21 protein-coding genes and 1 pseudogene are annotated in these 21,657 nt (G+C 61.2%); 13 read left to right on the forward strand and 9 right to left on the reverse strand.

Features of this window, described 5'->3' with window-relative positions; genetic code table 11:
* Window positions 1–15: 15 nt before the first annotated feature.
* Complete coding sequence (locus FRT59_RS21230; RefSeq protein ID WP_153872301.1) at window positions 16–792, reverse strand: ABC transporter substrate-binding protein; 777 nt, start codon at window positions 790–792, stop codon at window positions 16–18.
* 173 nt (window positions 793–965) lie between these two features.
* Entirely contained in the window at window positions 966–2,465 is a 1,500-nt protein-coding gene (locus FRT59_RS21235) for a CoA-acylating methylmalonate-semialdehyde dehydrogenase (protein ID WP_153838435.1), read from the reverse strand.
* 109 nt (window positions 2,466–2,574) lie between these two features.
* Here FRT59_RS21235 and FRT59_RS21240 point away from each other — a divergent pair, with 109 nt between their 5' ends.
* The 6 genes from FRT59_RS21240 to FRT59_RS21265 all read left to right on the forward strand — a co-directional run bounded on the left by FRT59_RS21240 (window position 2,575) and on the right by FRT59_RS21265 (window position 8,476).
* Window positions 2,575–3,510 (forward strand): LysR family transcriptional regulator, encoded by a 936-nt coding sequence (locus FRT59_RS21240; RefSeq protein WP_153872302.1) that lies wholly within the window; start codon window positions 2,575–2,577, stop codon window positions 3,508–3,510.
* Window positions 3,511–3,780: 270 nt separating this feature from the next.
* Entirely contained in the window at window positions 3,781–4,236 is a 456-nt protein-coding gene (locus FRT59_RS21245) for a (2Fe-2S)-binding protein (protein ID WP_153872303.1), read from the forward strand.
* Window positions 4,236–6,485 carry a xanthine dehydrogenase family protein molybdopterin-binding subunit gene (locus FRT59_RS21250; RefSeq protein ID WP_153872304.1) on the forward strand — a complete coding sequence of 750 codons (2,250 nt, stop codon included), beginning with the start codon at window positions 4,236–4,238 and terminating at the stop codon, window positions 6,483–6,485. The genes FRT59_RS21245 and FRT59_RS21250 overlap by 1 nt, the downstream gene beginning before the upstream one ends.
* Window positions 6,486–6,501: 16 nt before the next feature.
* Window positions 6,502–7,842, forward strand: a complete 1,341-nt coding sequence (locus FRT59_RS21255; protein ID WP_153872305.1) for a c-type cytochrome — start codon at window positions 6,502–6,504, stop codon at window positions 7,840–7,842.
* Between the two features lie 140 nt (window positions 7,843–7,982).
* Window positions 7,983–8,240, forward strand: a complete 258-nt coding sequence (locus FRT59_RS21260) for a DUF6555 family protein (protein WP_034119108.1) — start codon at window positions 7,983–7,985, stop codon at window positions 8,238–8,240.
* The gene (locus tag FRT59_RS21265; RefSeq protein WP_153872306.1) at window positions 8,237–8,476 is read left to right on the forward strand and encodes a hypothetical protein; all 240 of its coding nucleotides are present in this window, start codon (window positions 8,237–8,239) and stop codon (window positions 8,474–8,476) included. The genes FRT59_RS21260 and FRT59_RS21265 overlap by 4 nt, the downstream gene beginning before the upstream one ends.
* 6 nt (window positions 8,477–8,482) lie before the next feature.
* Here the strand turns inward: FRT59_RS21265 and FRT59_RS21270 are convergent, their stop codons facing one another.
* Entirely contained in the window at window positions 8,483–9,328 is an 846-nt protein-coding gene (locus FRT59_RS21270; RefSeq protein ID WP_153872307.1) for a DNA/RNA non-specific endonuclease, read from the reverse strand.
* A 228-nt stretch (window positions 9,329–9,556) separates the two neighbouring features.
* On the opposite strand from FRT59_RS21270, the pseudogene FRT59_RS21275 reads away from it, so the two are divergent.
* Window positions 9,557–9,697, forward strand: a pseudogene (locus FRT59_RS21275) (GNAT family N-acetyltransferase); the annotation flags it as partial.
* A gap of 1 nt (window position 9,698) precedes the next feature.
* Here the strand turns inward: FRT59_RS21275 and FRT59_RS21280 are convergent.
* Complete coding sequence (locus FRT59_RS21280; RefSeq protein WP_153838441.1) at window positions 9,699–10,181, reverse strand: DUF2938 domain-containing protein; 483 nt, start codon at window positions 10,179–10,181, stop codon at window positions 9,699–9,701.
* 81 nt (window positions 10,182–10,262) lie between these two features.
* Here FRT59_RS21280 and FRT59_RS21285 point away from each other — a divergent pair, with 81 nt between their 5' ends.
* Window positions 10,263–10,688 carry a helix-turn-helix domain-containing protein gene (locus tag FRT59_RS21285; protein WP_153872308.1) on the forward strand — a complete coding sequence of 142 codons (426 nt, stop codon included), beginning with the start codon at window positions 10,263–10,265 and terminating at the stop codon, window positions 10,686–10,688.
* Window positions 10,689–10,923: 235 nt separating this feature from the next.
* Here the strand turns inward: FRT59_RS21285 and FRT59_RS21290 are convergent, their stop codons facing one another.
* Together FRT59_RS21290 and FRT59_RS21295 are read right to left on the reverse strand one after the other, a co-directional pair.
* The gene (locus tag FRT59_RS21290; protein WP_198809718.1) at window positions 10,924–12,447 is read right to left on the reverse strand and encodes a sensor domain-containing diguanylate cyclase; all 1,524 of its coding nucleotides are present in this window, start codon (window positions 12,445–12,447) and stop codon (window positions 10,924–10,926) included.
* Between the two features lie 160 nt (window positions 12,448–12,607).
* Window positions 12,608–13,453, reverse strand: coding sequence for an SDR family NAD(P)-dependent oxidoreductase (locus FRT59_RS21295; RefSeq protein WP_153872309.1), 846 nt, complete (start codon window positions 13,451–13,453; stop codon window positions 12,608–12,610).
* A 142-nt stretch (window positions 13,454–13,595) separates the two neighbouring features.
* Here FRT59_RS21295 and FRT59_RS21300 point away from each other — a divergent pair, with 142 nt between their 5' ends.
* Window positions 13,596–14,519 carry a LysR family transcriptional regulator gene (locus tag FRT59_RS21300; protein WP_153872310.1) on the forward strand — a complete coding sequence of 308 codons (924 nt, stop codon included), beginning with the start codon at window positions 13,596–13,598 and terminating at the stop codon, window positions 14,517–14,519.
* 3 nt (window positions 14,520–14,522) lie between these two features.
* Here FRT59_RS21300 and FRT59_RS21305 read toward each other — a convergent pair whose 3' ends face one another.
* A complete protein-coding gene (locus tag FRT59_RS21305; protein ID WP_198809719.1) occupies window positions 14,523–15,602 on the reverse strand; it encodes an NAD(P)/FAD-dependent oxidoreductase in 1,080 nt (359 codons plus the stop codon).
* Between the two features lie 40 nt (window positions 15,603–15,642).
* The gene (soxR, locus tag FRT59_RS21310; protein ID WP_153872311.1) at window positions 15,643–16,095 is read right to left on the reverse strand and encodes a redox-sensitive transcriptional activator SoxR; all 453 of its coding nucleotides are present in this window, start codon (window positions 16,093–16,095) and stop codon (window positions 15,643–15,645) included.
* Window positions 16,096–16,207: 112 nt separating this feature from the next.
* Between soxR and FRT59_RS21315 the strand changes: the two genes are divergently transcribed.
* From FRT59_RS21315 to FRT59_RS21325, 3 genes are all read left to right on the forward strand, one after another.
* Entirely contained in the window at window positions 16,208–17,680 is a 1,473-nt protein-coding gene (locus FRT59_RS21315; RefSeq protein WP_153872312.1) for an MFS transporter, read from the forward strand.
* A 134-nt stretch (window positions 17,681–17,814) separates the two neighbouring features.
* A complete protein-coding gene (locus FRT59_RS21320) occupies window positions 17,815–18,240 on the forward strand; it encodes an N-acetyltransferase (RefSeq protein WP_153872313.1) in 426 nt (141 codons plus the stop codon).
* A 127-nt stretch (window positions 18,241–18,367) separates the two neighbouring features.
* Complete coding sequence (locus tag FRT59_RS21325) at window positions 18,368–19,411, forward strand: alpha/beta fold hydrolase (RefSeq protein WP_198809720.1); 1,044 nt, start codon at window positions 18,368–18,370, stop codon at window positions 19,409–19,411.
* A 98-nt stretch (window positions 19,412–19,509) separates the two neighbouring features.
* On the opposite strand, the gene FRT59_RS21330 is transcribed toward FRT59_RS21325, so the two are convergent.
* Window positions 19,510–20,259: a class II aldolase/adducin family protein gene (locus tag FRT59_RS21330; RefSeq protein WP_198809721.1), complete on the reverse strand. Its 750-nt coding sequence runs from the start codon at window positions 20,257–20,259 to the stop codon at window positions 19,510–19,512.
* A 265-nt stretch (window positions 20,260–20,524) separates the two neighbouring features.
* On the opposite strand from FRT59_RS21330, the gene FRT59_RS21335 reads away from it, so the two are divergent.
* Window positions 20,525–21,655: an LLM class flavin-dependent oxidoreductase gene (locus tag FRT59_RS21335; protein WP_153872316.1), complete on the forward strand. Its 1,131-nt coding sequence runs from the start codon at window positions 20,525–20,527 to the stop codon at window positions 21,653–21,655.
* Window positions 21,656–21,657 lie beyond the last annotated feature (2 nt).

Here is a 21,657-nt window from a genome sequence, read left to right on the forward strand (position 1 = left end):
TCGCTGCCGTGATCCTCAGTCGCCGTAGATATCGGACTTGAAGTAGTGCTGGGAAATCTTCTGGTACTCGCCACTGGCACGTATGCCGTCGATGGCGGCGTTCAACTCGCTGACTAACGCCGTATTGCCCTTGCGCACGGCAATCCCCGAGCCCTCGCCCACGTATTTCGGGTCCTTGAGTTCCGGGCCGACAAAGGCGTAGCCCTGGCCGCGTGGCATCGACAGGAAGTCGCTCAAGGGGATGGTGTCGGCAAAGATCGCATCCAGGCGCCCGGCTGCCAGGTCCATGTAGATTTCTTCGTTATTGCTGTAGCGCTTGACCTTGATGCCCTTGGGCTCGAACACCTCGGTGGCATAACGGTCGGTGGTGGTGGCGCGCTGTACGCCGACGTTCTTGCCCTTGAGGCTGGCGTATTGGTCATCCACCACCGCGCCGTCTTTCATCACCAGGCGTGAGGAGGTGAAGTAATACTTGTGGGTGAAATCCACCGACTTCTTGCGGTCTTCGTTGATGGTCATGGATGACAGGGCCATGTCGATTTTCTTGACCTTGAGGGATGGAATCAGACCGTCGAACTCACCTTCAACCCACACGCACTTGACCTTCATTTGCGCACAGAGGGCGTTGCCGATGTCGTAGTCGAAACCGACGATCTTGCCGTCTTGAGTCTTGGACGCGAACGGTGGGTAAGCGGCTTCGATGCCGATACGCAGGGTTTTCTCGGCGGCCAACAGATGGCTGGCGGCGAACAAGCTCAGGGCCAGGGCGGGGATGAGGTGGCGTTTCTTCATGATCGGGTTCTCGCGGGTTGTTGTTGGTTTGGCAAGAGTGAAGAAAAATGTGCAGCAACTGTTTTGTACTTATAATTCCATACTGGACTTTTATGTCATTTGCCGTCAACTGGCAAAAAAAGTGGGAGGGGTTTGAGCCCTCCCACATCAGGTTCTGCGGCGTAGCTTAAACTTTACCTGGAGACTGGCATCGCAAACTCCGCGCCCTGCTCAATACTCTCCGACCAACGCTGCATGATCGACTTCTGCCTGGTGTAGAAACGTACGCCCTCAGTGCCGTAGGCATGCATGTCGCCGAACAGACTCTTCTTCCAGCCACCAAAACCATGCCAGGCCATCGGCACCGGGATCGGCACGTTGATGCCGACCATGCCCACCTCGATACGCCGGGCAAACTCGCGGGCAATGTTACCGTCGCGGGTGAAGCAGCTGACGCCGTTGCCGAACTCGTGGTCGTTGACCAGTTTCACGGCCTCGGCGAAATCGTTGACGCGCACACAGGCCAGCACCGGGCCGAAGATCTCTTCGCGGTAGATGCTCATGTCTTGGGTCACGTGGTCGAACAGCGTGGCGCCGAGCCAGAAGCCGTTTTCCAGGCCGGGTTCAGAGGGCACATAGTCACGGCCATCCAGCAGTAATTGCGCGCCGGCTTGTACGCCCTGCTCGATATAGCCGCTGATGCGCTCCAGCGCCGCCCGCGACACGATCGGGCCCATCTCGGCTTTCAAATCGCGGCCATCGGTGATGCGCAGGGTCTTGGCGCGCTCGGTCAAGGCGGCAATGACTTTGTCCCCTACATCCCCCACCAGCACCGCCACCGAGATCGCCATGCAGCGCTCGCCGGCACTGCCATAGGCGGCGCCCATCAGGGCATCGACGGTACGCTCGATATCCGCATCGGGCATCACCACCATATGGTTTTTTGCACCGCCCAGGCCCTGTACGCGCTTGCCGTGGCGCGCGCCGGTCTCGTAGATGTACTGGGCGATAGGCGTGGAGCCGACAAAGCTCACGGCCTTGACGTCGGGGTGTTCGATCAGTGCGTCCACCGACTCCTTGTCGCCTTGCACCACGTTGAACACGCCTTTGGGCAAGCCGGCTTCACGCAGCAACTCGGCCATGAACAGCGCGGCGCTCGGGTCGGTCGGGCTGGGCTTGAGGATGAAGGTGTTACCCGCGGCGATGGCGATGGGGTACATCCACATCGGTACCATCACCGGGAAGTTGAAGGGGGTAACACCGGCGACAACGCCCAGGGGTTGGCGCAGGGTCCAGTTGTCCATGCCACGGGAGACTTGGTCGGAATGCTCGCCCTTGAGCAGGTTGGGAATGCCGCAGGCGAATTCGAGGATGTCGATGCCACGGTCGACTTCGCCCTGGGCATCGGTGAACACCTTGCCGTGCTCGGCGACGATGATGCGCGCCAGGTCGTCTTTGCGCTCACGCAGCAGGTGCAAGTATTCGAACAACACACGGGCGCGGCGGATCGGCGGCGTGTCGGCCCAACCGGAAAATGCGGCCTGGGCAGCGGCGACGGCTTCGGCGACGGTCTGGCGGCTGGCCAGTGCGACGCGCCCGGTCACTTCACCGGTGGCCGGGTTGTAGACGTCCTGATAACGATCATCGCGGCTCACGCGCTGGTCGTTGATGTAGTGCTCGATGGTTGTGGTCATGGCAATGGATCCCAGGTGAGTAGCGTTGGAGCACACGATAGGCTTTCGATTTGTTCCAAACCAGAGCAGAATCCAGAACTTATTGTCCTTGCAGGCGAACAATACGATCATGGAAAAAGCTGAGATCGAGGGGCTGTGGACCCACATTCACTGGCTGTCGGTGCTGGAGGAACAAGGCACCTACACCGCCGCCGCCGCGCGCCTGGGCGTGAGCAAATCCGCGGTCAGCCAGCGCATCTCCGACTTGGAGAAAGCCACCGGCACGCGCCTGGTGACCCGCACCACCCGCAGTGTGCGGCTGACCGAGGCTGGGCTGTCATTGACCCGCGAGGTACGCAGCGCCTACGCGCAGATCGCCCGCAGCTTTTCCTCGGTGCGCGACTCCGTCGGCGAAATTCGCGGGCTGGTGCGCCTGACCGCGCCGGTAGCGTTCGCCCGGCAGCAATTGGTGCCACACCTTTCAGGCTTCTTGCAGCAGTACCCGCAGGTACGCATTCAACTGGACGTGTCAGACGCCCTGAGTTCACTGGCGGCCGAGGGTTACGACCTGGCGGTACGTCACGGTTTCCAGGTGCCGGAAACCCATGTGGCGTGGAAGCTGTGCGACACCACTTCGGTACTGGTCGCCACCCGGGACTACCTGCAACGCCACGGCGAACCCCGAACACCGGCAGACCTCGGCGCGCATAACTGCCTCTACTACCCACGAGGCAGCGACCAACCTGCCTGGACCTTCGAACGCGGCAGCAAAAACACCCAGCGCGTCACCGTGCCCATCGCCGGCAGTTTTTCCACCAACAACAGCGAGGCGCTGCGCGATGCGGCGCTCAACCATCTGGGCATTGCCCTGCTCCCGGACTTCAGCGCCCATGCCGCCCTGGCCGGCGGCAAGTTGGTGCAGGTGTTAAAGGGGTGGACGCTCAAGGGGGCGTTTGCCGATGAGATCTATTTGATTCGGCCGTACTCGCCCCACGTGCCCAAGTCAGTGACGGCGTTGGTGGGGTATTTGAAGGAGAAGCTGGCGGGAGGATTTCGGGTTGTTTGATCAAGGTGGGGTTGGCTGGCATCAATGAACAAGAGGGCTTGCTATAGCTCAATCCTCGCGAATACTTGCCTGATTCTCCGACTTATCGACTACCGGGATAGATACCCCTTGCACCGTCGTCTAGAGTCCAATAATGCGCGCGTAGTCGAGATGAAAACCCTTCTCAACCCCGCCGCCATATCAAGTCGCCTGTGAGCGACCCCAGGGCAGTGCCACCCCGCACTTCCCTGATAAAAACAGCACCACCAACCGTTGATCAGCAGGTGAGCCATGGAATTACGTATTAACCAAAAGGCCTATCAAGTCGATGCCGAAGCCGACACACCGTTGTTGTGGGTGATCCGCGACAACCTGGGGCTGACTGGCACCAAGTACGGCTGCGGCCTGGCCCAATGCGGCGCCTGCTCGGTGCTGGTAGACGGTAATGTGGTGCGCTCGTGCGTCACCCCAGTGGCGGGCGTGGTCGGCCGCGAAATCACCACCATCGAGGCCATCGAAGCCGATGAGGTCGGCAAACGGGTGGTCGCTACTTGGGTCGAGCGCCAGGTGGCGCAATGCGGTTATTGCCAGTCCGGGCAGGTGATGGCGGCCACTGCGCTGCTCAAGCACACTCCGGCGCCCACCCATGCGCAGATTGAAGCGGCGATGATCAACCTGTGCCGCTGCGGTACCTACAACGCTATCCAGAGCGCCATGCAAGACCTGGCCAAGCAGGAGAGCGTCTGATGAACACGCCCATCCAGCTCCCTGAAGCCTTGCTCGACCTGTCATCGGGCGAGCCGATCAACCTGTCCCGCCGCCGCTTCCTGGCCAGCACCGCCGTGGGCGCGCTGGTGATTGGTTTCGGCCTGCCACTGGGCTCGGCCCGCGTGCAAGCCGCCACCGCTGGCGCCGCCGAACGCGGCACTCAGGTGCCGGCGTTCCTGGAGATTCGCCCGGACGGCAGCGTGCGCTTGCTCAGCCCGTTCATGGAAGGCGGGCAAGGTACCCACACGGCCATGGCGCAGATCGTTGGCGAAGAATTGGATGCCGACCCGTCCACCTTCATCGTCGAAAGCGCGCCACCGGGCGAAGCCTATGTGGTGATGGAAAACGGTATGCGCATCACCGGCGGCAGTATGTCGGTGCGCATGAGCTACCCGACCATGCGTCGCTTGGGCGCCCTCGCGCGGGCCATGCTGCTGCAAGCCGCGGCGCAACAATGGGGTGTGCCGGTGGCGCAATTGACCACACAACCTGGCCGTGTGCTGCATACCGCGTCGGGCCGCTCCCTGGGTTACGGTGAGCTGGCCGGTCGCGCCCTGGACATGCCGGTGCCCGACCCTGCCACCATTACCCTGCGCGACCCGAGCCAGTTCCGCTGGATCGGCAAGCCGGTGAAGCGCCTCGATGCCTACGATAAATCCACCGGCAAGGCGCAGTACAGCATCGACCTCAAGGTCGACGGCATGCTCCACGCCGCGGTCCAGCATGCGCCGCGCCTGGGCATGAGCGTGGGCAGCCTGCGTAACCAGGCCCAGGTCGAGGCCATGACCGGCGTACATTCCGTGCACCTGCTGCCCGGCGCCGTGGCGGTGGTGGCCGAGCGCTGGTGGCACGCCAAACGTGCGGTGGAGGCCCTCCAGGTTGACTGGCAGGAAGCCCCTGCCGACTCGACAGTGCGGGTGATGCCGGCAGACTTTTCCAGCGACAAGCACCGCGACTTTCTCGCCGCCCAACAAGGCCCGGCCCGCGATGACGAAAACGAAGGCGATGTAGCCGGCGCGCTGGCCGGCGCCAAGACCCAGGTAGAAGCCACCTACCACAATCAATACCTCAACCACGCCCAGCTGGAGCCGCCTTCGGCCCTGGCGCGCTACAACCCGGACGGCACGCTGGAGGTGTGGCTGCCTAACCAGGCGCCGGATATGTTCCGTGACGACATAGCCAAGCGCACCGGTCTGGCCGCTGAGAAAATCACCCTGCACTCGCCGTTGCTGGGCGGTTTTTTTGGCCGGCATTTCCTCTATGAGTCGGCCAACCCTTACCCCCAGGCCATTGAACTGGCCAAGGCCGTGGGTCGCCCGATCAAACTGATCTGGAGCCGCGAAGAAGAGTTCCTGCGCGATGTGCTGCGCCCGGTAGCCGTGGTCAAGTTCCGCGCCGGCCTCGACGCCAAGGGCTTGCCGGTGGCCATCGAGGCGATCAGCGCCACCGAAGGCCCGACCGAAGCCCTCGCCGGCAAACAGGGTGAAAAAGTCGACCCCACTGCCGTTGAAGGGCTGTCAGGCAAGGCTTATGCAATCCCCAACAAGCGCATCGCGCAGATCTACGTCAAGGGGCCGGTCATGCTGGGCTACTGGCGTTCGGTGGGCAATTCGCTCAACGATTTCTTCTACGAAGCGTTCCTCGATGAACTGGCGGACAAGGGCGGCCACGATCCCTTTGAGCTGCGCCTGCACCTGCTACGTGATAACCAGCGCCTGACCACCCTGCTGCAAGCCGTGGGTGAGCTGTCCGGTGGCTGGAAGCGTGGCCCGTTCACCGCCGAAGACGGCAGCCGACGTGCCCGTGGCGTGGCCATGGCGTCGCCGTTTGGCTCTCACGCGGCGGTGATCGCCGAAGTGTCGATTGAAAACGGCCAGGTCAAGGTGCATGACATCTGGCAGGCCATCGACCCAGGCAGCATCGTCAACCCGGCGATCATCGAAGCCCAGGTCAACGGTGCCGTGGCCCTGGGGCTGTCGCAAACGCTGATGGAGGAAGCGGTGTACGTGGACGGCAAGCCACGGGCACGCAACTACGACCTTTACCCGGTGCTGCCGCCTGCTCGGATGGCGCGGGTGCATGTGCGGATTGTCGAGAGTGGCGAAAAGATGGGCGGTATCGGCGAACCGCCGCTGCCCGCAGTGGCGCCGGCCGTGGCCAATGCGGTGGCGCAGTTGACCGGCCAGCGCATCCGCAGTCTGCCATTGAGCCGCTACACCTTCAGCTAACCGACAGGGAACGCCCATGAACAACCGCCGATTCGCAAGAACCGCAGGGTGGCTGGTGCTGCCCTGCGTGGTCGCCGCAGGCCTGCTGGCCTGGTACGTCACGCGCCAGCCCGCCTCGCCTTTTGAACAGCAACAGGCCACGAGTTTCGACCCTGCATTGATCAGTCGCGGCGAATACGTCGCGCGCGTGAGTGACTGCGTGGCCTGCCACAGCCTGGCTGGCAAGCAGCCCTTCGCCGGTGGCCTGGAAATGGCCACCCCACTGGGGGCGATCCACGCCACCAATATCACCCCCGACCGCGAGCATGGCATTGGCACCTATAGCCTGGCCGACTTCGACCGCGCCGTACGCCATGGTGTAGCGCCGGGCGGGCGGCGGCTCTATCCGGCCATGCCCTACCCGTCTTATGTAAAGCTCAGCGACGACGACGTGAAGGCGCTGTACGCGTTTTTCATGAAAGGCGTCCAACCGGCCAACCCGCCCAACATCCCCAGCGATATTCCCTGGCCGCTCAATATGCGGTGGCCCATCGCCCTGTGGAACGGTGTCTTCGCGCCCACCGCGACCTATGCAGCCAAGCCCGGCCAGGATGCGCTGTGGAACCGTGGCGCCTATATCGTCCAGGGCCCCGGCCATTGCGGCAGTTGCCATACGCCGCGCGGACTGGCCTTCAACGAGAAAGCCTTGGATGAGTCCGGCGCGCCCTTCCTTGCCGGCGCCCTGCTCGATGGCTGGTACGCGCCGAGCCTGCGCCAGGACCACAACACCGGCCTGGGCCGCTGGAGTGAGGCGCAGATCGTGCAGTTCCTCAAGACTGGGCGCAATGCCCATGCAGTGGTTTACGGTTCGATGACCGAAGCGTTCAACAACTCCACGCAGTTCATGGCTGACGACGACCTGGCCGCTATCGCCCGTTATCTCAAGTCACTGCCCGGCGACCCGCAGCGTGATGGCAGCCCCTGGCAGTATCAGGCGGTGGCGGCGAGCCAGGATGTTCCCGGTGCCCACACTTACACGACCCGCTGCGCCTCCTGCCACGGCCTCGACGGCAAAGGCCAGCCCGAATGGATGCCGCCCCTGGCCGGTGCCACGTCGGCGTTGGCCAAGGAAAACGCCTCCGCGATCAACATCACTCTCAATGGCTCCCAACGGGTGGTGACTGCCGGCCTGCCCGATGCATACCGTATGCCGGCGTTCCGCGAGCAGTTGTCCGACGACGAAATTGCCCAGGTCCTGACCTACGTGCGCAGCACCTGGGGCAACCAGGGCGGCGCGGTCGACGCCAAGGCGGTCGGCAAACTGCGAGGGCACACCGACCCGGCCAGCAGCAGCCCGATCATCCTGCATATGCGCTGAGACGCCCCTCATAACGGCGCTTACCGCTCGCTCCCATACTCTGCATGGGGGCGGGCATTCACGGCCATCGCCTTGTCCAACAATTTTTGGAATTTTCTTTGACGTCAATTATCTGTACTTCATGAGCATAGGGAGACCTCATGAACACCAACGATCTCTTTACAATCGAATACCAACTTCACGGTAAGCCCAAGTCCTTCATCCTGCGCGCGCCACTGATGAATAACGCCGAGGCCTGGCATTGGGCAAGTTGTGATGCCGGCGTGGCGGTTATCCCCAGGTTCGGTCAACACACACTCAAGCGTGTGTCCAAACCGATGGCGGAAAAGTACGGCATTACCGATGTGCGCTGGTGCCGCGCGGCACAGATCCAGTGGGCGGAGGGCCTCACATCATGAACAGTCGCGTGCTTGATCCCACCCCAACACGGACGTGGGACGACGAAATAGCGCACAACACCCAGATGTTCTTCGAAGCTGATCGCCTGGAGGCCCAGGCTTATCAAATCATCGAGTCCTACAGCGGCGATGCGGCTACCTGGGCGCTCTTCACCGAGGCGAAGAAAACCGCAGATACGCACCGTACTGCGGCTTATCGAGAATGGATGCGCATCCAGCGTGCGATGAGAAAGTAACCTGCCTCAGGCGCCTTTGGGTTTACAGCCGATCCGGCTCGGCAACTGCCCCGGTCTGGACTTCAGCGTGGCCTGCACCGCCTGCGGCAGGGTGCTCCAGAACGTCAGCCCAGAGCGCTCTTCGATGTGATCGATGGTGACTTGGTAATTGCAGAAGTCTGCGCCCTTGGGCGTTTCCTGGTTCATCACAAAGGAGGCATACAGGCCCGTTTCAGGTGAACTGCCCACAACGATGATTTTCCAGTAGCCACTGGGAATGGTGTGCACCTTGTTCGTCCCCGGCAACGTGCCGACAAAATGCTCGTACAGCGGCCCCGTGACGACATACACCTGCTCGACGCCGGTCGCTTTGCTGAGGCTGCGTTCCTGGTCTTCCAGGCGTGCCCACGGCCCCTGGTTGAGATCGGCCTTCTGCGGGGTGATGTTCGACAGGTAATTAAGGGTTTGCCAGTCGGCAACTCCAGCCATCGACGCCAGATTGGCCTGATGCCCGCGGTCGACCTTGAGCGCAACGTTGGCGCCGTTGTAATCCACCGGGTCGAGCGTCTCCCCGGCGGGGATATCCGGGTCGGTTCGCCAGTCACGCGAGCGGCCGCTGGCCGGAGTGTCCTTGGTGATTTTGTACGAGACCCAGTTGGCAAACTTGGTCGAACCATTGTTGTTCAGCGTGTACGCCTGGCGGTTCAACGTCAGCGGGCCGCCGCCGGTGGGGCAGCCGACTGCACAGTTATCGAATGGGAGTGGCTGCTGTGGCTCAATGGTGACCGCGGATTGGCGTGTGGGTGTGGTACAGGCGGCAATGAATGGGATCAACAAAAACGCCAGGTACTTGCACTGCTTGCTTCCTTGCATGGTGTTACTCCTTGGGGTGAATCACTGATAACGCAGGCATTATGCCACTAACTGGGCAATTAGCAGGATCGCGCCATGATTGCTTGGAGAAGAGCGCACATCAGGCGTGCTCTGCCCCCATCTGCGCTGCGCAATAAAGCATCAATAGTATGACAAGTTCGTTTCAACGCTTATTTTTTGAACAAGAGCACAGCGCGGAAGTGGAGGCCAGCGGCAAGCCTCGTCGCGAAGAAGCTGTTCGCGTCCACCAATGCCTCCAACACCGCATCCCAGGCCCTGATGACCAAGGCCGGGTTTGTCCCCAGCGGGCAGATCGACAACCTTGACGAAGGTGACCCAGAACGCGTGTACGTCAAATTCATTCGCTGATCTACACAATCACCAGCGCAGCCAGATAGAGGCCCATTCCAAACACCCCGTGGTTGATCAGACTGCGCAAGCAATTCTTGCCCGGCGTCGGCGTTTTGGAGGAGGCAAACCCCGCTCCCATGGCCGGCTGTATCACCAACAGCGGGACGGCTACGGTCACTACACCCAACACCAATGCCGGCACAAAGGTGGGTGCCTGCAGCCACGCAACCCCTTCAACCCACACCAGCACCAGCGCGAAAACCACACCGGTGACGTAGTGGGCGATCCAGCCCAGGGCCACCTCACCGCGAACGGGTAATGCGTGCCCGATGCTGGAATGCGTGAACCTGCCTTGGCACGCATGACCGACCCAACGTCCCACAAACGCGAAATTCAGGGTTGGAACGCCAAGGGCCTTCATCAGCACCATCCACATATCCATCACAAGGGTGGCCCCTGCTCCCAACAACACAACCTGTGCAACCACTTCCAGCGCTGCCATATCGACCTCTTATTCATGGACCCATTGAACCTGCACAGGCATCATAGAAGTTGAAGTCAACTTCAAGTCAATGGTCTGCCAATGGATATCACCGAGGTCGTCAAACGCACGGGCGTGCCTGCCCACACGTTGCGTTTCTATGAGAAGAAAGGCTTGATCACATCGATCAGCCCACCGGGTGCTCGTCGCCAGTTTGCAGCGGCGGTGGTTGAGCAGTTGGCGGTGATCGCACTCGGCCAGGCAGGTGGCCTGTCGCTGGATGAAATACAGGCCATGCTGTCGCCCAATGGCCAGGCCGAGGTGGATAGAACCGTGCTGCTGGCCAAGGCCGACGAGATTGATGCGACGATCAAACAGTTGAAGGCCATGAGTCGCGGTTTACGTCACGCCGCCGCCTGCCCTGCCCCTAACCACGCGCAGTGCCCGAATTTTCGGCGGCTGCTCAAAATCGCCGCCGCGGGGGCCTTCAAGCGCGGTACTGTCCGCCACCCAGGAACCTTTTCTTGAATTCACAATCTGTGGTTCACCCTTTCGACCCGATGTGAGAACCATTCCCATGATCCTGATTAAAGCCGCCCTATGCCTTACGCTGCTCAGCGTCGGCTTCATCGCTGGCTATGCGGCCAAACCCACAGAACATCTACAAGTCTCAGCCGGCCAACTCATGGAATGCGGCGAACTCACGATGCCAACACTTGGGATGTGAACGGCGACCCGGCAAGCACATCGGTACAGGCCGTTTTCAGCCGTCCGAAGCAACTCCCGAGGGCTGCAGGGAAAAGCCATTGCGCCCGGCAGCCTTCGCACGGTAAAGCGCCGCATCGGCCGCCTCGATCAAACCCAGTGCCGGCTCCAGCCGTGAGCCCCTGCCCGCCGCAATACCGATACTTACACTCACGTAACCGAGCGGGCTGCTGGGATGCCGAATGTTTTCGTGCTGCAGACGCTCGAGGATCCGCCGCGCGACCACCACCGCGCCTTCATTGTCAGTGGCAGGTAGGATGATCGCCATTTCCTCTCCGCCATAACGCGCCACCAGGTCTGACGGCTGCCGCACACTCGTCTCCAACAGTGTGCTGACCGCTTGCAGGCAAGCATCTCCAGCGACGTGACCACAGGCATCGTTGAACCGTTTGAAATGGTCGATATCGATCATGAGCAACGCCAGCGACGTACCCTCGCGCTGCGCCCGTCGCGCTTCAAGGGCCAGGGTTTCGTCGAAGCAGCGGCGGTTTGCCAGGCCGGTCAGCGCATCTTTCTTCGCCAATTGCGCCCATTGCCGATTGGAGTCGAGCAACTGTTGCTGGGCGACGCGCAACGCCTCTTCCGCCGCAGTACGTCGGCGGATATCTAGAATCAGGAACCCGCCGATCAACCCGGTCAACCCCAGCAGCCCCGCCACCACGACCGCTGACAGCGCCGCCTCGATACGCCACGCCGCGAGGGCTTCGTGCTTGCCCAACGCGACGGTGGTGATCAGTGGCAGGGTCTCGCTTTTGCGGAAGGCATAGAGCCGCTCCACACCGTCCAGGCTTGAGGTGTACGCGGCGGTGCCGACCGTTTGGTCGACGAGATACTGGGTATAGATAGGCGACTTGGAAAAGTTGCGGCCCATGTCCTGTTCACGGAAGGGATAACGCACCAGCAACGTGCCGTCGGCGTAGGACAAGCCGATCGCCCCTTCCTGGCCTACATCGAGCTTGCCGAACACCCGCAGAAAGTTTTCCACCCCCAGCGTGACGGCGACGACACCGGCGAACTTACCTTGTGCGTCATTGAAACGGCGGCTGACGGTGACCACCCATTCCTGATTGGCACGGCTGCGAATCGGCGGGCCGATGAAAGGTTCACGGCTCGGATCATCGCGATGATGAATGAAATAGGCGCGATCGCTGCTGTTGGCACCCTGCGGAATCGGTCGATTGGACGACATCAACCAGCGGCCCTGATGGTCATAAACGGTGATGCCACTGAGTTGCGGCATCAGCGGCTGCTGTCGACCGATCAACGCACTAATGCGCTGGATTTGCGCCGGGCCACTGCCTTCGGTTTCCAGGCGCTCGACCAACCCGAGCAACAACAGCGAGCTTTGCCGGACGATACCTTCGGTATAGGTCGTGAGTGCCTGAGTCAGGTTCAAACCATGAATGTTCACCTCTGCCAGCGCTCGGTCACGGGAAGACAGGACTTTCCAGATGGTCAGCGAGGTCAGGGAACAGCCAATCACCAACAGCAACAGCATCACAAGGCGGATATCACGCTTCACGTCAGTCCCTTAAGGCAGTCCGGTTTCCGATCCAGCCATCGTGCAAGCGCCAGCACTCACCGCGGGCACATGTTCCGGGGCGCAAGCATACAAGCAGTCTGCCGAGGTTGCATCAGCCTGGCAGGCCGAAAAACACGGAGAACCTCTTGGGCAGGCGTGTTCAACGCTCCTTGATGTGGTCCCAAAGCTGGGCAACCTGCTCGGCAGTGGCGGCTTTTACCCGGGCCAGATCGACCGGGTAGTCAACACCTGGGTTTTCGACAAACCGCGTCGCCGTAAACTGGCCGTTGCTGGCGCGCAGTACATAACCGCTGTCCCGGCATTGCTGCGACGCCAGAAAGACAACCCCAGGCGTCACCCATTCGGGCTTGAGGTTTTCCGGTTCGCCGGTCACGCCCCACATGCGCGTCTTGGCCACCGGCGATACGGCATTGACCAGGATGCCCACCGGGCCGCCCTCCATGCTCAATGCATTCATGATGCCCAGTTGCGCCATCTTGCCAGCGGCATACGCCACCAGGCCCGGTTGTGCATAGTGCGCGTACATCGCACGGTCAGAGGTCGTCAGCACCACCCGGGCGGCAGTAGAGTGCTTGAGGTACTTCCAGGCATGTTTGCATAACCACACGGGCGCATAGATATTGATATCCACCGCGCGGTTGATGAAGGTTGCATCGGCCTCTTCAATGGGCTGGTAGCCGACCCAACCGGCGTTGTGAATCAAGATATCGAGTTGGCCATACGTCTGGATGGCCTTCGCTACCAATTGCTGGCAACCCTGTTCGGTGGACAGGTCACCGTGATGCCCGACCACGTTGTACCCCTTGCTGCTGAGGGTGTGTGCAGCGTCCATGGCAATGGAGCTATCGCCTCCAGCACCCAGGTTATCCGCGCCGATATCACTGATCACCACATTGGCGCCCAGCTTGGCCAACGCTTGTGCGTAACTGAAACCCAAGCCTCGGCCAGCTCCGGTTATAACGGCGGTTTTTCCTGTAAAGTTCATTGGCTGTTTCCTCTTGAGTGCCCTCCCACCTTAACGAGGTGCCTTTACGTTGTTTAATACTAACGGCGGCGCACGTTGATACCTGGCGCATATCAATGGCCTGACCAGCACACTGATCAATTCAAATGAAGGAACAGAAGAAATGATCGAAACCCGCCTGCTGCGCCAATTCATCGCCGTGGCTGAAGAGTTGCACTTTCACAAGGCGGCCCTTCGCTTGCACATGGCCCAGCCGCCACTGAGCCAAGCTATCCATCGCCTGGAAGACAAGCTGGGATTCAGCCTGTTTACCCGCAACAAACGCGCAGTCACGCTGACCCCGGCCGGCGCTGCATTTCAGCATGCAGCCTATCGCACCCTCAGCGAGCTGGAGCTGGGCATCGAACACGCACGCCAGGTATCCGAAGGTATCGCCGGCACACTGACGGTGACCGCGGTGTCGATCGCCTATTACGAATCGCTGCTCAGTAGCCTGCGCCAGTTTCGCGAGACCTTTCCCAAGGTCCAATTGATCATCAAGGAAATGCCTTCCTCCAGCCAGGCCAAGGCCCTTGTGGCGGGGGAAACGGATATTGCCCTCATGCGCAAGTTGCCGGTGGCGGCGCAGAACGTCGAGACACGCCTGCTGCTGGATGAAGAGATCGTCCTGGCGCTGCCTGCCCATCACCCCAGGGCCAAGGATGGCCCGCTCGACTTGAGGGACTTCGCCGGGGAGGACTTCGTATTCACCCCTCATGCCCTGGGCACCGGTTACCACAGCCAGTTGATCGCCTTGTGTGAAGCCGCCGGTTTTTACCCAAAGGTGGTGCAGGAGGCCGCGCAGCTCCACACCCTGGTCGGCTTGGTAGGCTGTGGCTTCGGTGTCGCCCTGGTACCGGAGTCGATTGCCCATTCAGGCATGCGCGACAAGGTTGTGTTTCGCCGGATCGCCAGGGTGACCGATGCGCCCAACCCGGCCATCGGCCTGTATCTGAACTGGAACCGCCACAACGAATCACCGCTGATAGCCAGCTTCATCGCCTTGCTCGATGCCAACGTCTCCCCGCGCTTTTGCGCTGGCGGGTAGCGCTCACACATGAAAGCGCGCTGGCCGAAACTGACTCAGCAACGGCGTAGCAATGCGGGTTATCAGCTCCTGGCTCAAGAGTCGCGCCAGGGTGGGCGCCAGGGTCAATCCTGGATGGGCACTCATGATATGAAGCCCGCCGTACTCACTCATTGGCCCGACGATAGGAAGGCGGTCGGCGGGTATCGGTCGCCACCCTACCGCCACGGACCGCAGCGCTATGGAGTGCGCCCCGTTCAATTGCCCACGAATGGCGTCAAGGGCCCTGAGCGCAATCGCCGATGGGCCATTTTCTTGCGTATCGTCGATGTAGTCTTCGGCCGCGATCAACGTGCGCGCTCCGGCCTGACGGGCTTCCATTTCAGCGTTCGAAACAATGCCATTAAGAAAATCGTGCGCCACGTCAAACTGGATCAGAATCGCAGGGGATGGCCGAATGGGCAGGTGCATGCCATGACGAGCCAGGAGATCAAGGGTTCCCAAGCCGGCAGCCAGTACTGTGTTACTTGCATACCTATTGCCCGCCTGCGTACTGACACCAACCACCTGCCCATTTTCAACCAGCAGCGCGTTGACTGCGCAATCACAGACCACACTGGCACCAAAGCCTTTGGCGGCTTGAATCAGGCATTCAATGGCTTCGCTCGGCGCGGTTATCCCTGCAGCCCGGGTATAGCGGGCTCGACTGGGCGGGTGGGCAAGATTGGGCTCAAGCGCCCTGATTTCATCCTGCGAAATGGTCACGGGTTGCAGGGCAGAAAGGTTCAGGCCTGCCTCTGGCACCTCGTGGTTTTCCGGGCAGACCCCATAGGTCAACTCCCCACTCCAACGCAACGGGAACGACGGCAACTCTGCCTGGAGGTGCCTGTAATCATCTATCACACTTTGCGCAAACTGCTGGACAGGGCCGCTCAATGCACTGGCATTGATCCAGCCGAATGCGTGGCCGCTTGCGCCGCTGGCCGGTCGCGACTCCTCAATCAGTAACACGCGTTGCCCTGCCTGGGCACTGTAATAGGCTAGGGATGCGCCATGAATTCCGGCGCCCACTATAATCAAATCGTATGAATCATCCTGGTTCACTAAAGAATTCCCCTCCCTGGTATTAATACTCTTCTCTCGATCACAGGTTACCTTCCTCGAGCAAAACGGCACCCGTGCCGAGCTTGCTCAAATGATCACCGGAATTGCGCAGTGGGCATTCGTCCATGGAAAGACACCCGCAGCCGATACAGCCGTCAAGCTGATCGCGTAGCCGGATAAGACTGTAAATCCGTTCACTGAGCATATCCCGCCAAACGGTGGAGAGGTGTGCCCAGTCTTTTGCCGTTAGCGGGCGCCCGGACGGAAGCTCATCCAGCGCAGCCTTGATGGTCGCCAAAGGGATACCTGCGCGCTGCGCGACCTTGATCACGGCAATCCTGCGCAGCACTTCCCGAGTGTAGCGACGCTGGTTACCCGCACTCCGCTGGCCTTGAATAAGGCCTTTAGCCTCGTAAAAGTGCACAGTTGCGACCGTGACGCCGCATCTGCGGGCCAACTCACCCACCGAGAGCGGCAGCTGTACATTGATCATGAATTCATCCTTTCTCTTGACCTCATGTTTACATGAGGTTTTATAAGGGATGTCGGTTTGCCGCTGCAAGCCTCACGCGCAACTGCGTGTGGAATCTCGACATGGAGCCGACATGAGTAAGCAACAAGCCTCAGTTGATCAACGCCCGCGATCCGTCCCGGCACCGGGTGGCAGCCCTGACAGTAGCGGCTGGCAAGCCATGCTGTCGGGTGCAAATGGTGTGCGCTCCCTTGCGCTGGCAGGGGGGGTGGTGCTGCATGCGATCAACGTCTACATCGCGACCACGATCCTGCCGTCAGTGGTCAGGGACATCGGTGGCATCGACTACTACGCCTGGAACACCACGCTGTTCGTCGCAGCCTCCATCCTCGGTTCGGCGCTCTCGGCCAGGCTGTTAGTCAGCGCAGGGCCGCGCGGTGCGTACGCCATTGCTTCGCTGGTGTTTGCCTGCGGCGCGCTGATTTGTGCGTTCGCGCCGTCAATGCCTGTGATGCTGGTCGGGCGGTTGGTACAGGGGCTGGGCGGCGGTTTTCTGTTCGCCCTCTCCTACGCCATGATCCGACTGGTATTCACGCAAGCCTTGTGGCCAAGGGCAATGGCGCTGGTTTCGGGCATGTGGGGCGTGGCAACCCTGATCGGCCCTGCGGTGGGTGGCCTCTTTGCTGAACACGGCGTCTGGCGAGCGGCTTTTTGGTCGCTGATCCCCGTGGCCGCTTTGTTCGCCCTGTTGGCAATGGTCGTGCTACCCAAGCGCAGTGCTGAGCAGTCGGCGCGCTCACCCCTGCCCATTGCCCAACTGGTGTTGCTGACATCGACGGTGCTCGCCGTTTCAGCCGGCAGCGTCTCGCCAACTTTCTTCTGGAACATCGCCGGACTTGGCGCCGCCACCCTTCTGACTACGCTGCTGATCGCCACGCACAGCCGTGCCCGCCATAGGCTGCTGCCGGCCGGAGCATTCAGGCTCACATCACCCTTGGGCGCGCTGTATGCAACCCTGTCGCTGCTTGCCCTGGCCGTGACCAGTGGCGAGATTTTCGTGCCGCTGTTCCTCCAGGAGCTCCACCACCAATCGCCGCTCATCGCCGGCTATCTCGCAGCACTCATGGCGGCCGGATGGACGCTGGGGTCTATCGCCAGTGCCGGGGCAAACGACAAAGGCATCCGCCGCGCCTTACTCGCCGGCCCGTTCCTTGGCTTGGCTGGCATGCTGGCGCTTGCGGTGTTGATTCGAACCGAAAGCGCCGGTGGCTGGCTGACGCTCGCGCCGATCTGCCTTGCGCTCGTCGCCATCGGGCTGGGCGTGGGCCTGGCCTGGCCTCATTTGCTGACCCGTATCCTTCAGGTCGCCCCGGCGGGTGAGCAAGCCCTGGCGGCGTCGTCGATTACCACTGTGCAGTTGTTCGCCACCGCGCTCGGCGCTGCACTGGCGGGAATGGTGGCAAATCTTGCCGGGCTTACGGAGCCCGGTGGTATCCCTGGCATGGCAAACGCAGCTGGCTGGCTGTTTGGCGTGTTCGCCTTCGCACCGGTACTTGCCGTTTTGACCACGCTGCGAGTGATCCGCACGCGTCACCAAAACCAATAAGGCAGAAACTTGCTGATTGGCGCAGTGGTCGTGGGCTGGTCGCGCACAGGACGCCTGGCCCAGGCTTAGCCAGCCAGTTGCGCAGAGCCCGCTATGGCACAATGCCTCGCTCATAACTCAATCGTTGAGACCTCATGATTCGTGACTTTCAAAACGCAGACCTGGACGCTGTACTGGACATATGGTTGCAAGCATCAATCCAGGCCCATCACTTCATAGCCCCCACCTTCTGGCATGAACAACTGGACGCCATGCGCGAGGTATACCTGCCCAGCGCCATGACACGAGTGTTCGAGGCAGACGCGATACCCGTCGGTTTCTGCTCCGTCCACGCAGATACCATTGCGGCACTGTTCGTATCACCTGAGCATCAAGGGCGCGGCATCGGCACGCAGTTGCTCGCGGACGCGAAGGCGGGCAAGACAGCTCTACAGTTGAGCGTGTATTGCGCGAATACGCCCAGCATTCGTTTCTATGAGCAGCAAGGCTTTGTGGTACTCAATGAACAACGGGATGAACACACCGGTCACATGGAGAAGGTCATGCGTTGGGTGGCTTGAGCTATCGCGGAACGTCGCGCCCGTAGGACGTGAAGGCATTATCAAACGGGAACAAACGACCCAACGTACCGCTCAGTATAGTGTTGGCGCCTGGCGTTTATCGGCCGGCGTAGAATGGAGAGCTACTGTGTCCACTTCCGAGTTGACCTCGCGTGTCTTCTGCACGCCACGCCATACCACGCATTATGTAGAGATGGGACCTGCCGAGGGGCCATTGATGATGTTCCTGCACGGCTGGCCGCAGCTGAGCCTGATCTGGCGCGCACAGCTAGAAGCGTTCGCTGCCGAAGGCTGGCATTGCGTCGCACCCGACATGCGCGGCTATGGTGGCTCTTCTGCACCAGCCCTCACCAATGCGTACACCCTTGAAAACATCGTGGCCGACATGGCAGAACTTCATGACCATCTCGGTGCAATGCCCGCCATCTGGGTGGGCCACGATTGGGGCAGCGTGGTGGCGGGTGAATTGGTCGCTCATGAACCTCAGCGCAGCCGCGGCGTCGTGTTGATTTCGGTCCCGTACTTCCCCTCCACGAACGCACTGCCGACGCTCGTCCCGCTGGTTGACCGAACGATCTATCCGGTGGATCAGTATCCAGACGGTCAATGGGACTATTACCGCTACTACAACACGCACTTTGCGTCCGCCGTCGCTGATCTGGATGCGGATAAAGCCGCGTCGCTGGCGTCGATCTATCGACGAGGCGACCCGGCGAGCATCGGCAAGGTTGCATCAAATGCTCAAGTGACCCGCAAAGGGGGGCGGTTCGGCCAAGCGCACCGTGCCCCACCTACCCAACCCGACCTCGCGCTCTGGCCGCAAGCGGACTTCGCTGCACTGGTGCATAGTTTCGAGGCCCATGGTTTCCTCGCCCCCTGCGCGTGGTATCTCAACGACGATGCCAACATCGAGTATGCCCACCGAGCGCCCAATGGCGGCCGCATATCATTGCCCGTATTGTTTGTGAACGGCGATTACGACCCGATGAATACTATCAAGGGCAACCCGTTGGGCGACCCCATGCGTGAAGCCTGCACAGACCTCACCGTGACGAGCCTGTCCGGCGGGCATTGGCTGCCGGTGGAATGCAAGACAGAGCTCGTTGAAGCCATCAGCACCTGGCTGAAGAATAGAAAGTGGGAATCACGACCCTCGTCGTATCAACTATGACGATGCGTTTGTCCAAAGCAAAGCCATCGGCCTGACCAAACCTGTACCACCCGATACCATGGCGCGGCCCTGAACAGGTCAGAAGGCGCACGCTGTATTCAAGACGGGGCACGCTGGTGCTGAATCAGCTTGCGCCCTTCCTCCCACAATCCCGTCATGCGCCACTGCTGCTCCAGCACACCTTCGCCGAACGGCTGCACGCCACCCAGGTTTTCCCCCAAGGCCTGGAAGTAAGCCCCCTCTTCAAACAGCAGGATCCACTGCGCCGATTGCAACAGGCGCGGCCCAAAGAACGTCGCGCCACCATTGGCTTCCAGCACCGCAGGCACATGAGGGTCGGCGGCGAGCGCATCGAGAATGAACCTCGACTCCGGTTGACGCCGGTCGATATACACCGGTAGTTCGCGAGCGAGCGTCACGCGCTGCGCCGCTGCATAGTTGAGCGGGAACACCCTGTGCGCGGCGGCCCAGCCACCCAGGTACGGCGTGTGCACATGGATCACCACATTGACCTGGGGTGCTTCGCGAAACACCGCTGCGTAGCGCCGGCCACCGCCACCCTGGCGGCTTTCACTCAGTGGCGCGCCCACGGGCAGGAACTCATCCAGATGCACCACGCCGTCATAACTGGCGACCACGGCGCGGATACCCTGGTCATCATCCCAGGGCCCAGGGGTGGCCACGACAATCAGCAGATCAGTGCCAGTCACACGAACATGGGCCTGGAAGGTATTGGTCGCGGTCAGCGTGCGGGTCTCTTTCAAGACCCTGAAGATCTTCGCGGTGTCGCGCTTGGTCTGTTCGACTTGTTGCAGTACGGCTTCACTCAACGAGGCAATCTGGCTCAATTTATTCAACTCCATGCTCAGAAATAGTCACCTGCAAAGCCAGAGCACGAGTTGTGCCACCGCCGTCAGGCCAGGCTCTGCGGCCTGTAGCGGGCGGTGACTGTTGAATCTCCAGCAGCCCCTGCTGACCGACTGCTGCCACAGCAGCACCTCGCCCGGCGAGCATCAGGATCGGGCGCGTGATTACGCCAATGCCCGGGCATGGCATGAGCGTTGCTATCAGGCTTTAACAGCCACGCTATTTCCATTTCGTTTCGGAGTCTGCATGAGCACGGAGTTTTTCTGGCGGCTGCCCTTGGGCACCGACGGCCAGCAATTGAGTACAGACCTGCACAATCGCGGCAGCTTCAATTCAAGCCCAGGGCATATCGCGCCCGGCCATCGACCCAACGGTCAGCCTGACGGTTTTACCTACATCGATTACATCGCCCAAGTGGCCAAAGCCGCCGAGTTGGCCGGCTTTGAAGGCGCACTGTTGCCCACCGGCCCCGAGCCGTGGATCGTCGCCGCGGCCCTGGCCCGGGAGACCCGACGCATCCGCTTTCTGGTTGCCTTCCAGGCCACCTGGACGCTTCCCGCCTATGCCGCGCAACAGGCTGCCATCCTTCAGCACTTGAGCCACGGCCGCCTGGACTGGAACATCATCACGGGTGGCAACCCTGCCAGCCAGCGTGCCCAGGGTGACTTCCTCGACCATGACCAGCGCTACCGCCGCACCGGGGAATTCCTCGACATCATCCAGGGCATGTGGGAGCACGAGCAGTTCTCCTATGAAGGCCAGGTCTACCAGTTGGAGAACGGCTCCCTGCCCCCCGGCCTGCGCGATGAGCGCAAGCCCGGCATCTATTTTTCCGGTTTCTCCGAGCCGGCCCTGGATGTGGCCGCCAAGCACGCCGATGTGTACCTGAACTGGGCCGAGCCCCTGGACACCCTCAAGCCACACATGGAGCGCGTGCGTGAACGCGCGGCCCAGCAGGGCCGCGAAGTGCGCTTCGGCCTGCGGGTCGACCTGTTCGCCCGGGAAACCGAAGAAGCCGCCTGGCGCGATCTACGTCGTCAATTCGATGCCGTGGGTAATCGCGGCAGCAGCGAGGCCAAGGCCTTCGTCGGTGGCTCCGATTCGGTGGGGGCTGCACGCCAGACGGCCTATCACCAGAATGTCGATCGTTTCGAAGACCTGATCATCGGCCCCAACCTGTGGGCCGGCTTCGCCAAGGCCAAGCCCGGCCCGACCGTGGGCCTGGTGGGCAGCCACGAGAATGTCGCCGAACGCCTGGTCGAATACCGTGACGCGGGCTTCTCGACCTTTATCCTCGCCAGCAACCCACACCTGGAAGAAGCCTTGCGCATTGGCCAGGAAGTGTTGCCACTGGTGCAAGACCGCCCTTCGCGCTGAAC

The sequence above is a fragment of the Pseudomonas haemolytica genome, from assembly GCF_009659625.1.
Lineage (GTDB): Bacteria > Pseudomonadota > Gammaproteobacteria > Pseudomonadales > Pseudomonadaceae > Aquipseudomonas > Aquipseudomonas haemolytica.